Below are 12,056 nucleotides of genomic sequence, written 5' to 3' on the forward strand. Positions count from 1 at the left end.
TAATCTATTCTTAAAGGAGTTTTCACTAATGACCAATCATATAAAAAAAATTCGGATGCTCGAACCGACGCATCCAACCAAGGCAACCGGTGTTTTCAAAGGAGAAGCTTCAGGCTTCCTCCTTTGGAACGATATACAGTATGAAAAATTCTATGATACCTATACACAGCTCCTCAATAACTTTTGGAAGCCTTCGAGCGTGAACATGATTCAGGATAAAAAGCAGTGGGGCGAATTGGATGAAGATATCCAGGACGCTTTTCTCGATATCCTTACGATGATTGCCGGAATGGACAGTCTTCAAACGCCCACTTTAGTAGAGATCCTTCGGTACATCAAAGATCCGGCGGCAAAAGCTATCCTGGCCAACATGGCCCAGCAGGAATCGATACATAATGAGTCTTATTCCTATATCCTTGCTTCCTTGATTCCGGTAGGCAAGCAAAAACAGCTTTTCGACCGCATCAAAGAACATCCTGAAGTGATTAAGCGTAACCAGCCGATCGTTGATGCTTATCAAACGTTCGTGGACGATCCCAGCCCTCAGCATTTATTCGAGGCACTGATTCATTCAACGAACCTTGAAGGGATTTATTTCTATCTGGCTTTCGCCTTTTATTATAATCTGGGACGCCAAAATCTTATGACCGGTTCCGCTACGATGATATCCTATATTCATCGCGATGAAATGGTCCATTTCGATTTCATTGGCATGCTCATTCAAATCTTGATGTATGAATATCCTGAGTTAAATAATGAAGATAACACGAAGTTCATCTATACAACGATTGAAAAAGCAGTCGAACTCGAAAAGGAATGGTCTGAATACATGCTCGAAGATATCCAAACGAAAGCCGATCTCGATTTGGAAGAATTCGATGAGTACATTGAATATATCGCCAACAAAAGGTTACGTATGCTAGGCCTTGAAAATTTGTATAAAGAGTATGGCGAGAACCCGATGCCTTGGATCAAAACGTTCGATGATGAATCCATCGGCCTTACTAAAACCGATTTCTTCGAACAGAAGTCAAGGACTTACAGTCAAGTAAATGCCAGCAATGGGTTCGATGAGCTGTAAAATCGCCATTGTCTATCATTCTGCCGGCGGCAATACAAAAGCGCTTGCTGAAGCCCTCGCTGCCCTTTTGCCTGAGGCCTTCCTATATCGAATGAATGAATTCGATTTACGTACATTGCCGGATTACGATGCATTGATCGTCGGCACCTATACATGGGGCAATGGGGAGCTTCCCGCTAAATCAGCTGCCTTTTATAATGAACTGGAACAGTTGCCTATTGTTCGCCTGAAAACGGGAGTCTTCGGCACTGGCGAAACCAACTATAATCATTTTTGCGGGGCGGTCGATCATTTCCGGGACATGTTATTTGCCAAGAGCCAGTTATTGGTGACATTGAAGATAGAACAGATGTATCAAGAATCAGACCTGCATAGACTTCAAAAGTTTGCCTCGCTATTCCAGAACTGACTGAAAGGGGATATGCGTTTTCGCATATCCCCTTTCAGTGTTTTTTTTTAAACTCGGCTCCCTCAATCATAGCAACTGGTAAGCATGAAGTATAATGGAAGAAAAAAGGAGATGATATCCAATGAATAAAAAATATAACCCAGTTCCTTCCTATCCTTTTTATGCTAGTGCTTGTAGTATTCATTATATTCATCGTGTTTTTCCTGTCAGGACATTTTAATCGCTCTAAACGGATCGAAGAAAAATTGGACAAAGCATTAAAGGAAATCGCCGAAATAAAAGCAAAATAAAAAGACTCCAAAATCGGAGTCTTTTTTTTATATGCGTTCAATTATTTTTGAACGTTAGCAGCTTGTGGTCCACGAGCGCCTTGCTCGATTTCGAAAGAAACTTCTTGGCCTTCTTCAAGCGTTTTGAAGCCTTCTCCTTGGATAGCTGAGAAATGTACGAATACATCGTCTTGGCCTTCAACTTCGATGAAACCGAAACCTTTTTCTGCGTTAAACCATTTTACTTTACCTTGTACCATGATAGTTCCTCCTGTGTTTGGAAAAATCCATTTTATTACTATTTTTGGTTCTGGATAATGTTTCAAGAGGAATCCTATTACAGTAAATCCTTCTATCAAACTTTTCCGAACAAAAATAATTACTCATATTATATCATGGAAAATCCTAAAAAAACAAGATTATCGCCGTAAATCAACCGACAAATTATCCTAAAATTCTACATATTCCTCTTCTTGCTTTGTCGGAAGCCTTCGTCCAATAAGTAGCGCTCCGCCTCAACCGGACTTTCGAAACATTCCTCAAGATTCGACCCTGAATAAACATTCCAAAGCAGGTCTTCCTTTTGAAGTGTAAGCTCTTGCTTTTCAGGGCCAATCCATGCCCCCTCCAACCTAGCGAACTCGTTTTCCTCTTCTTCGATTTCAGCCGGAGGTTCAGATAGGTAGTCCACGCTTCTTTGGATCAATTTTTTTAATTCCGCTTCATTATAGTCACGTATATTGATAAACCCTTTACGGTCAGTGTCTTTTTTTCTCATATGCCCTGCGTAAACGAACCCATTTCCATTGGGATGCAAGTGCTGAACGACGATCTTTTTCTCCTGGACGCTATCTGGATAATGGAAGTTCACACGTCCCAATGAAACGTCTTTTCTCTGTAATTCCGGAAAAGTTTCAATGATGCTCAATTTTTCTTCAAATGTTAACAAATTTCTTCCTCATTTCATTAGTTCATATTGTTTGTCGATTATAACACAGACTCATTAGAAACAATAATATCCCTTTTCCATTATAATGTAATGAAAAGGAGTGATGGGATTTGATCATGAAAATTCGGGACCTGGAATCAGTCTATGGCAAGCAGCTATTTAAACTGCAGAAAGAAGCCTATAAGGTGGAAGCGGAAATGATCGGTTTTGCCGATATACCTCCTCTATTGGAAACATATGAACAATTCATTCATTGCCATGAAACGTTTTTATGCTATTTAAAGGGTGATGCCTTAGCTGGTGCCATATCTTATACAAAAGAGAATGGCCAAATGCTGATTTGCCGAATGGTCGTCCATCCTGATTATTTTCGGCAGGGTATTGCGGACGCATTGTTGCATGCTCTTCAATTACACGTCGACTGGGAAAAGATATCCGTCTCGACCGGTAAAATGAACCTGCCTGCACGAAACCTTTACGAAAAAAACGGATTCACCCATAAAGAGGACGTAGAATCCGCACCTCGCCTATCCATAAGCATATACGAAAAACAGCATTCATTTTATGTATGTCACGATAAAAAGCATAATGAATGAAATGACAATGATTACGGCAACCCATAGCCAGGCCAATGTCATATTCCCGGAGTCCATGGCGATATAAATTGCGGTCGGTATGGTTTGTGTCTGTCCGGGAATGTTTCCGGCAAACATGAGTGTGGCCCCGAATTCCCCCAACGCACGGGCAGAACTTAAGATGGCACCTGTGACGATCGATTTGACCGCCAATGGGAGGGTTACAAACAGGAATAACCTCCACTCGCCGGCCCCGTCAACCCTAGCTGCATTTTCAATTTCTTCATCTATACCTTCAAAGCCCGTTTTAGCGGATTGGTACATTAGCGGAAAAGCTACCACGGTAGATGCAATGACCGCAGCCCACCACGTGAACATCAGGGGCTGGTCAAAAACCCTTTCAATGAATTGTCCCGGCATTCCATTCTTGCCAAAAATCACGATCAATAAAAACCCAACAACGGACGGCGGCAAAACAAGCGGCAATAAAAACGCTGTTTCCAGTAAGACTCTACCTCTGAGTTGCTTTTTAGCCATCATTCGCGCCAGGAAAATTCCTAAAATGAAAACAAGGATACCCGCTAGTCCCGCTACTTGTATCGATAGCCTGACTGGTGACCAAAAATCCCCTGTCATGATACTTCTCTCACACCACTATTAAATATCGGCATATGCAGGTCCTTATTCGGTATCATTACCCAAACCGTATCTTCTTCATTAAAGGCAGATTTCATTTCATTTTCTCCCTTTCCTTTTAAATAACATTTAAGTTTATTTTTCTTGACATCTTGCTGACACAAAGAAACGTTAAAGTAAGAGTATCACAAATATAAAAATAATTTCATTCCAATAAACTTGAAAACTTTGAAGGAGTCGATTTTAATGGTAACAATTTATACTACTCCAAGCAGCTTAGCCTGTCGTAAAGCAAAAGCTTGGCTTAAAAAGAACGAAATTTCCTTTAATGAACGTAACCTATATTCCCAACCTCTTTCTATAGAAGAAATAAAAGAGATTTTACGTAAAACGGAAGGCGGGACAGATGAAATCATCTCAACCCGTTCCAAAAAATTCAAAAGCCTGAATATCGATATAAATAATACACCTCTTAATGATCTTTGCAAGCTTATTCAAGATAACCCGGATTTACTTCGCCGGCCAATCATTTTCGACCATAAGAACTTGCATGCAGGATATAACGAAGAGGAAATGGGACGCTTCCTTCCAAGGAAGGTCCGTCATGTACAATTATGGCGGGCAATCAGCCAATTAGCTTGATTAGTTAGCATTCTGCATAATAAGAGGGTTGTCCATTAACAGGACAACCCTCTTTTATATTTGATCCGCTTTTTCTATGACTATCGTGAAGATGGTGCCTTGTTCATTGCTATCCTTAAGCACAAGATCTCCCTTTTGCGCTTTTGCGAGCATCTTACTGAATGGCAGTCCCAAACCTAAACCGCGTACCTTCAACTTTTTGTTTTCGCCTCGATAAAATGGTTCGAACACATATTGCTGTTCATGCTTGGGAATCCCCCGCCCGCTGTCCAGAACATCAATGCAGATTCGTTCTTCATCCTTTTCATAAAGATTAATCGCTATTTTCCCTTTGCCGTCAAGTGCATGTCTGGCATTATTCAAAAGGTTAATGACGATTTGCTGCATCCGCAAAGAATCAATTTGACCAAAGACCGGTTCATCAGGAACTTTTATCTCAAATGCGAACGCTTGATCATCATCTTGGGTCACCTGCCAGCGATAGGCGATTTCCTTGATGAATATATTGATATTCTCTTTTTGCACCCGGATTTTAAAAGCGCCTGCCGAAATGGCATTATAGTTGAGTAAATCCTCTATCATACCTTGTAAACGCTTGGTTTCCTTTAAGGAAATATCGAGGAATTCCTTACTTTGCTCTCCCTTGACGACATCATCTTTCACCGCTTGTATAAGTCCGCTAATGGAAGTGACTGGCGTTTTCAAATCATGGGTTACGCCCGCGAGCAATTCCGCCCGCAACTTCTCCATGACCTTCAATCGATTTGTCATTTCCTTAAATGATTCTATCAGTTCATAGATTTCTTCTTCCTTGATTTCCTCTTCCTCTTTAAAATGGATATCATAGTTGCCTTCACGAACCTGGACCGCGGCGTTAGCTACGTCTTGGATGGGGCGCGAAATCTGCCTGGAAAGAAAATAAATGACGCCCGTTCCGAGAATCAGAAGTCCCCCAATCATGATAGCCAACAAGCCATGATCTTGGTTGATTTCCTTCAATGCCCCTTCTTCCTGGGCAATGACCACCCAGCCTCTCGTCTCATCATTGAACGTAATGGGGGATTTGACTACATATACTTTATTGTCGGAAATCTTGACCTTTTGGACCAACTCCGTATTTTTCATGATGACGTCCGGGAGTTTATTTTCATCCGGATCGATATACAACTGTGGCATCGTATATATGATGGTGGCATCGGGATCGACGATATAGATGATTGGCTGTTGATTCAGATGGAGGATTTTCTCCCGTTCCTCGACAATTTCCGAAAGGATCGGGCCAACGACAATCTGGCCATTTTCCTTTATCGCCCGATCGGATGTTTCATCCGCTAAGTACTTTAGAAGGCTGAGCCTATATTCCAAAGCCGTTTTTTCCATCCACCATAATGAAAAAACAGACAATAATATCAAACCGGAAATCAAGGTCAATACGTATCTCTTTGTCCAATAGCGTTGTAAAGTGGTTCTTTTTTTAGTTTTCATAGACACTCAATTGATACCCCAATCCACGCAATGTTTTTATTTCCCCCTCAGTTACCGGCCATGCATCTATCGCCTTCCTGATTCGTTTGATCGCCAGGTCCACCGCCCGGTCACTGCCGTCATAATCCATGCCCCACACCTGGTCGAGCAGCTGTTCCCTCGTAAAAATTTGATTAGGGTGCTTAGCGAAAAAAACGAGAAGAGACAAATCACGCGGCGTCAAGTTTATCTCTTCCCCATTCAAATGCACCATATATGATAGATCATCGATGGTTAAACTCCCAAACTCGTGTACATGACCATCTTCCGTAACAACCGATGATGATCTTCTTAAAACGGCATGAACCCGGGCCACGACTTCTTCAGCAACGAAGGGTTTGGAGATGTAATCATCCGCACCTGACTTAAATCCCGATAATCTATAATCGACATCTGTCAGTGCAGTCAACATGATAACCGGACATGTATCGTCCTCACGAATTTCCTTCAATATATCCCAGCCTTCCTTACCCGGCAGCATGACATCCAGCAAGACAAGGTCTGGCTTCGTTTCTTCAAACACTGGAATGGCCTTTAGCCCATCGTAAACTTGGACTACATCAAAACCTTCCCGCTCCAAATATGCTTTCAATACCATCGATATGGCAATTTCATCTTCTACTACAAGAATTTTCTTCATATATGGATTCCTCCTTCCTGAATTATAGTGGAATTATTTTGTATATGCTAACTATTAAAAAACACCAAGACTTTTCCCTCAATTTTACCCTTTTTATGTGTCAGGATTATGTTCGCAGTAAAATTAACCGGTGTTTTCACTTAGTAACTTGTGTAAGTGATCTCGATTCATTTTAACAGGAATGCCACTACATGATCGTAAAAATCATACAGAAAAACCATGAGCTCCTCATTACACTCTAAAGAGGCTGGCTCTAAGCCGAGCCAGCCCTTTTCAATTACATGTCTCGTGTGGATTGGGACAGCCTGCTTCCTGCCTTTCCACTTGGATCGTGCTATGTTCAATTCCAAACTGATCATGAAGTAGTTTTTGCGCTTCTGCTAAAACTGAATCGTGATTACCGTCCTTACCTATGACAACATGGCAGCTCATTGTCAAAAAACCAGAGGTGATCGTCCAGATATGAAGATCATGGACATCGGATACACCGTCCAATTCCACCAAGGATGCTTTCACTTCATCCATATCGACTTGGTCTGGTGTGCCCTCCATCAAGATATGGAAAGAATCCCTCACTACCCTAAAACCGCTGATAATAATTAAAATCGCGACTATGACGCTCGCGATCGGATCTGCAATTCCCCAATCGAAAAAATAAATCAAGAGTGCGGCCGCAATGGCACCCACAGATCCAATCATATCACCAATGACATGTAAAAAAGCACTTCGCACATTCAGATTGTCTTCCTTATCTCCGCTCATTAAAATCCAGGCGGCAATGACATTAACAAGTAAGCCTATGATTGAAATCATTAGCATTCCCATGCTTTGAACCTCAGGAGGATCCAGGAACCTCTTAATTGCCTCAAAGAAAATGAATACGGATATGACGATCAATGTCAATCCATTCAAGCAAGCAGCAATGATCTCAAACCGTTTATATCCAAACGATTTGGACGATGTCGCTTTCCTTTCCCCCAACCTGATTGCTGTATAACTAAGTCCTAATGCTGCCGCATCGCTAAGCATGTGACCTGCATCCGACAGTAAAGCCAGACTATTTGTCAAGAATCCCCCAATGACCTCGACTATCATAAATGTGGAGATTAATAAGAAAGATGCCAACAATGCTTTTTTATTGTTAGAATGGTGGTGGTGTCCGTGCCCATGATCATGGGAGTGACCATGATGATGTCCCATGCCATCCCTCCTCTCGATTTGAAACTTATATATAGTATGGGATAAATCCAGAATGGTTTCAAATGATTCACTTCCGGGATTCACCGGCTGCAAAAAGAGCGGAAACGGGTAGGAAGTGAGTTTTTACGAAAAGTAAAAATCGGACTTCAACCAATTCAAAGTAAAAATAAACGCTACAGACATTTCCTGCAGCGTTTTCCCCTTTTATTTTTCCTCTTGCATCGTATCATCGACAATGGCATACAGATCCTTATTAAACAATTCATCATTGCAGACAAGGCTATGCCGTTCCATCTCTTCCTGCTCTTGAATTACCTGTTCATTTTCCTTCATGACCTACCTCCAGCTTCATGATGTTTGCCTATTAGCGTATCCGCAGGCATGTACCTTTATGCTCAACATTTCCCCAAACTTCATCTTTTATAAACGTCTTAGGCCTGCTGTCCGCCATGGAAGGCACGTATAATGAATTCATGCTCTGGAACTTGTAAGCTTTGGTACGATGACAGGAACGATGTATTATCATAGGTGACTTTTTCAAGCTTTACCTGAATACCCCCATTTTCAATTGAAACAATGGCATAAGGAGCAACTGGTTCACCATTACAGCCAAGAGAACCAGGGTTCAGGTATATCGTTCGGTCATTTTTATAAAGGTGGATAGGATGATGATGTCCGAATCCTATTAAATCGTGTTGCTGATCTTTGAAAAGCAGTTCCAAGTTATTTAAACTCGGTTCAACGATTTTACTATACGGATTTTGGCTTATGTGCTCATCCAATTTCTTCGATTCCATGTGATAATGGGTGAAGTAAACGGAGTGATCATTAATGATATGATGTATGGTTCGAGGCAATTTTTCCAATTCATTTATGAATTTCAGATGCATCCTTTCAGCTATCCATTCATGATGCTCCTTAACATGAATATGTCCGTCCGGATGCGGCTCCCCGTTTATGATGGCCAGGACAGCTTCATCATGATTTCCAGTTATCATCGATAAATCATTTCTTGAAAATAAAAGTTCAAGGACTTCATTTGTATCCGGGCCAATCCCAACCATATCTCCCAGACAATAGAGACGATCTATTTCTTCCCTTTGATCAATATCCCTAAGGACGGCTTTTAACGCTGAAGCATTACCATGCACATCCGTTATAATGGCAACTTTCATGACTTAATTCAGCTCCCTTCTCCACAATCCACATGGTATATTATAACATTCAAAACGAAATCAAAAAAATATTCGGGCTTAATCCCTTGGTTTGCCCACGCCCATTTTTTATGAATAAGCAAACACTTCGGCCTAGAATACATAGTATGAAGTATTCCCGGTAAAGATGTTTTGCTAGGTATGTAATTCATAATATATATGAGGAGGAAATCAAATGGGTGGAAATGGTAACGAATGTTGTGGCGGCGGTTTCGATAACGGATTCGCATTGCTGATCGTATTATTCATCTTGCTGATCATCATTGGATGCAGTTGGGGATTCGGCGGCGGATTTGGCGGATGCTGCTAATAATGACATAAATCAAAAAGGCGCCTGATCATGGCGCCTTTTTTGTTATGGATTGACTTTTATTTTTTCTCTTTGCTTTTGTTTTCGAGTCTTCATAATGAACCAAATGACTATAAGTGCAATGGGGATAAGCAAGAAATTCGCATATTGTGAAAAGATGGCTCCCGCCTGCTCCCATCTGGATCCTAACTTAAACCCTAAATAAACATAAACGCTTGTAACAGGAAGCATCGCCATATAGGTATATAATATGAATTTCCAAATATTCATTTTCAATATTCCGCATGGCAGCGACACGGCGGTACGAACGCCTGGTACAAACCGTCCAATGAAGGCAATCCCCCCACCATACCTTTCAAAGAAGCGGTCAGCTTTGTTCAACTGCTCATCTTTGATCAAAAAGTATTTTCCGAACTTTAATACAAGCGGCCTCCCGCCATACTTGCCTAAGGCATAAAGCGTCAACGGTCCCGTTACCCCACCAAGCGAACCGGCAAGGATAGTCAAGTATAAATTCATATCACCTTGATAAACCCAGTATCCTGCCAGTGGCAAAACTATTTCAGCGGGAATGAATTCAAAAGTCAAAGCTAGCAAAACACCGAAATAAGATAAAGATTTAAACGCTTCAATCATATCCATTATTAAAGTTTCCATTGAGGTTTCCCCTTTTCTAACTTTTATTACATATAAAAAGGGGTGCTCCAAAATGAATCCGGGCACCCATGATGTCAAAAAGCACATTTTCCATTGTATCACAAGTTAACCCGCGTTTTTCCATAATGTTTTCCTAAAACAATGTTCTTATGGAGTCCATATTTTGTTATCGGGCTATTTACTACAGAACTATGCTTATAAGAAGAACGATAATAGAATATCAGATGGCCCCGAAACGAAAAAAACTTGAGGACGAATTGACCTCAAGCATTCGATATAGTTAACCAAGTGAATAGCCCCTAAATGGGGAGAGATGTACACATGACAAGATCGGTATCCTTAGTTCTCAAATCATAAAAGGGGCAGAGAGCCTGCTCAATCCATCCTCCATTTGTTTTTTCGCATCTTTCATCATGCCATCAAGTAATTCCTTTACTGTGGGTATATCGTCAATCAATCCGGCAACCTGGCCGCTATTCATAAAACCATTTGTAACATCCCCGTTCATCGCTCCATTAATATGATGGACTTCAGAGGTCATTTCACGATAATTCATGGGAGACAGTCCCTGTTTCTCCAAATCCAGCACTTTCTCGGTATATGGGTCCTTCAATACCCTTCTGACCTGTCCAAATGATCTGCCCAAAATTACCGTATCATTGCCCATCGCTTCGATTAGTTTCTGCTTATATGACGGATGGAACGGTGCTTCTTGTGTAGCGATCAGCCTGGTTCCCAATTGGACGCCTGAAGCCCCCAGCATCAATGCAGCTGCCAACCCCTGCCCATTGCCTATTCCGCCAGCGGCCAAAACGGGAAGCGTCACATGCTTGCTGATTTGCGGAATGAGTGTAAACGTCGTCATTTCCAGGTTCGAGTTGATGCCGGCAGCTTCAAACCCTTCTGCGACCAACACATCTGCCCCTGCATCTTGCGCTTTTTGTGCGTGCTTGACCGACGCAACGATGGCAATCACTTTTATATTCTTTTTTTGCAATAGGGGAATGAAAGGGGCTGGATTTCCTGCAGATAAGGAAACTACAGGGATATCATGCTTCAGGACAAGATTCACTAACTCATCTGTATATGGACTAACGTTTATTGGAATGTTCAACGCAAAATTGTTATTGGTTTTATCTTTGGTCTCGAGAATGATGGCTTCTACCTGTTCAGGAGTCATGGTACCGCACCCTATTGTTCCCAGGCCCCCTGCATTGGATACTGCAGCCGCAAGACTTGCATTGCTTATATTCCCCATGCCGCCTTGAATAATTGGATATTTTATCTCAAAAAGTTCACAAATATATTTCACTTTCATCCCTCCCAGTCCATTTAATGTTATACTATATTCATTAGAAAAACAATTCTGACTTTTTAAAAAAGGAGCGAGACTATGATTATTCCGTACAATAATAAAAAACCATCCATTGATGATAGCGTTTTCGTGGCACCTGGTGCTCATTTAATCGGTGATATTTCGATTGGGAAAGACTCGACCATATGGTTCAATGCGGTACTGCGCGGTGATGAAGATTCAATTACAATAGGAGAAAAATGCAGTATTCAAGATAACTCCACCATTCATTTATTTGAAGGATGCCCGGTTGTCATTGAAGATGAAGTGACGGTTGGGCACAATGTCATCCTGCATGGTTGTAAAATAGGCAAACGATCCATTATTGGTATGGGTTCCACGATATTGGATAATGTAGAGATCGGCGAAGAGTGCATCGTCGGAGCGAACACATTGATTTCCTCTGGCAAAATCATACCTCCACGTTCATTGGTCATCGGTTCCCCCGGGAAAGTGGTTCGCCGATTGAATGATAAAGATCTTGAATTGATCCAACTTTCCATCGATACGTATGTTCAAAAGGGGAAAGACTTCAAAGGGATACTTGATTAATTATTGCAATGAATTTTGAAAAGAGCTTCGGCCAGTCGTCACAA

The 12,056-nt window shown here is 41.5% G+C and carries 17 protein-coding genes; 7 read left to right on the forward strand and 10 right to left on the reverse strand.

From position 1 onward, the window contains the following. Window positions 1-28 precede the first annotated feature (28 nt). The 3 genes from J7I90_RS06995 (at window position 29) to J7I90_RS27700 (ending at window position 1,780) form a co-directional block, all read left to right on the forward strand. A complete protein-coding gene (locus J7I90_RS06995) occupies window positions 29-1,081 on the forward strand; it encodes a ribonucleotide-diphosphate reductase subunit beta (RefSeq protein ID WP_214769737.1) in 1,053 nt (350 codons plus the stop codon). Continuing rightward, window positions 1,053-1,490, forward strand: coding sequence for a flavodoxin domain-containing protein (locus tag J7I90_RS07000; RefSeq protein ID WP_251025121.1), 438 nt, complete (start codon window positions 1,053-1,055; stop codon window positions 1,488-1,490). The genes J7I90_RS06995 and J7I90_RS07000 overlap by 29 nt, the downstream gene beginning before the upstream one ends. Window positions 1,491-1,651: 161 nt before the next feature. Beyond that, entirely contained in the window at window positions 1,652-1,780 is a 129-nt protein-coding gene (locus tag J7I90_RS27700; RefSeq protein ID WP_285289412.1) for a hypothetical protein, read from the forward strand. Window positions 1,781-1,821: 41 nt separating this feature from the next. Here the strand turns inward: J7I90_RS27700 and J7I90_RS07005 are convergent, their stop codons facing one another. Both J7I90_RS07005 and J7I90_RS07010 read right to left on the reverse strand, forming a co-directional pair. Continuing rightward, window positions 1,822-2,019, reverse strand: coding sequence for a cold-shock protein (locus J7I90_RS07005; protein WP_028393295.1), 198 nt, complete (start codon window positions 2,017-2,019; stop codon window positions 1,822-1,824). A gap of 197 nt (window positions 2,020-2,216) precedes the next feature. Continuing rightward, on the reverse strand, window positions 2,217-2,708 hold the full coding sequence (locus tag J7I90_RS07010) for a hypothetical protein (protein WP_214769740.1): 492 nt from the start codon (window positions 2,706-2,708) through the stop codon (window positions 2,217-2,219). 116 nt (window positions 2,709-2,824) lie between these two features. Here J7I90_RS07010 and J7I90_RS07015 point away from each other — a divergent pair, with 116 nt between their 5' ends. Beyond that, window positions 2,825-3,304, forward strand: coding sequence for a GNAT family N-acetyltransferase (locus J7I90_RS07015; protein ID WP_214770180.1), 480 nt, complete (start codon window positions 2,825-2,827; stop codon window positions 3,302-3,304). Here the strand turns inward: J7I90_RS07015 and modB are convergent. Continuing rightward, a complete protein-coding gene (gene modB, locus J7I90_RS07020) occupies window positions 3,266-3,919 on the reverse strand; it encodes a molybdate ABC transporter permease subunit (RefSeq protein WP_214769742.1) in 654 nt (217 codons plus the stop codon). The two genes, J7I90_RS07015 and modB, sit on opposite strands and share 39 nt — an antisense overlap. 246 nt (window positions 3,920-4,165) lie before the next feature. Here modB and spx point away from each other — a divergent pair, with 246 nt between their 5' ends. Continuing rightward, window positions 4,166-4,561: a transcriptional regulator Spx gene (gene spx / locus J7I90_RS07025; protein ID WP_034314875.1), complete on the forward strand. Its 396-nt coding sequence runs from the start codon at window positions 4,166-4,168 to the stop codon at window positions 4,559-4,561. Between the two features lie 54 nt (window positions 4,562-4,615). Here spx and J7I90_RS07030 read toward each other — a convergent pair whose 3' ends face one another. The 5 genes from J7I90_RS07030 to J7I90_RS07045 form a co-directional block, all read right to left on the reverse strand. After that, a complete protein-coding gene (locus J7I90_RS07030) occupies window positions 4,616-6,046 on the reverse strand; it encodes a HAMP domain-containing sensor histidine kinase (protein ID WP_251025164.1) in 1,431 nt (476 codons plus the stop codon). Further along, window positions 6,036-6,725 (reverse strand): response regulator transcription factor, encoded by a 690-nt coding sequence (locus J7I90_RS07035; protein WP_053534009.1) that lies wholly within the window; start codon window positions 6,723-6,725, stop codon window positions 6,036-6,038. Before J7I90_RS07035 ends, J7I90_RS07030 begins: the two co-directional genes overlap by 11 nt. A 273-nt stretch (window positions 6,726-6,998) precedes the next feature. After that, a complete protein-coding gene (locus J7I90_RS07040; protein ID WP_214769748.1) occupies window positions 6,999-7,925 on the reverse strand; it encodes a cation diffusion facilitator family transporter in 927 nt (308 codons plus the stop codon). A 204-nt stretch (window positions 7,926-8,129) separates the two neighbouring features. After that, complete coding sequence (locus J7I90_RS27705; RefSeq protein WP_255256801.1) at window positions 8,130-8,258, reverse strand: hypothetical protein; 129 nt, start codon at window positions 8,256-8,258, stop codon at window positions 8,130-8,132. A 98-nt stretch (window positions 8,259-8,356) separates the two neighbouring features. Next, window positions 8,357-9,100, reverse strand: a complete 744-nt coding sequence (locus tag J7I90_RS07045; RefSeq protein WP_214769751.1) for a metallophosphoesterase family protein — start codon at window positions 9,098-9,100, stop codon at window positions 8,357-8,359. A gap of 214 nt (window positions 9,101-9,314) precedes the next feature. Here J7I90_RS07045 and J7I90_RS07050 point away from each other — a divergent pair, with 214 nt between their 5' ends. Then, complete coding sequence (locus J7I90_RS07050) at window positions 9,315-9,449, forward strand: YjcZ family sporulation protein (RefSeq protein ID WP_063577172.1); 135 nt, start codon at window positions 9,315-9,317, stop codon at window positions 9,447-9,449. 45 nt (window positions 9,450-9,494) lie between these two features. Here J7I90_RS07050 and J7I90_RS07055 read toward each other — a convergent pair whose 3' ends face one another. Continuing rightward, window positions 9,495-10,106, reverse strand: coding sequence for a DedA family protein (locus tag J7I90_RS07055; RefSeq protein WP_214769754.1), 612 nt, complete (start codon window positions 10,104-10,106; stop codon window positions 9,495-9,497). Window positions 10,107-10,452: 346 nt separating this feature from the next. Continuing rightward, the gene (locus J7I90_RS07060) at window positions 10,453-11,418 is read right to left on the reverse strand and encodes an NAD(P)H-dependent flavin oxidoreductase (protein ID WP_214769757.1); all 966 of its coding nucleotides are present in this window, start codon (window positions 11,416-11,418) and stop codon (window positions 10,453-10,455) included. An 81-nt stretch (window positions 11,419-11,499) separates the two neighbouring features. Here J7I90_RS07060 and J7I90_RS07065 point away from each other — a divergent pair, with 81 nt between their 5' ends. Beyond that, window positions 11,500-12,012, forward strand: a complete 513-nt coding sequence (locus J7I90_RS07065) for a gamma carbonic anhydrase family protein (RefSeq protein ID WP_214769760.1) — start codon at window positions 11,500-11,502, stop codon at window positions 12,010-12,012. The last annotated feature ends 44 nt before the right edge of the window (window positions 12,013-12,056 follow it).

Source organism: Bacillus sp. ISL-57 (assembly GCF_018613135.1).
Lineage (GTDB): Bacteria > Bacillota > Bacilli > Bacillales > DSM-1321 > Peribacillus > Peribacillus frigoritolerans.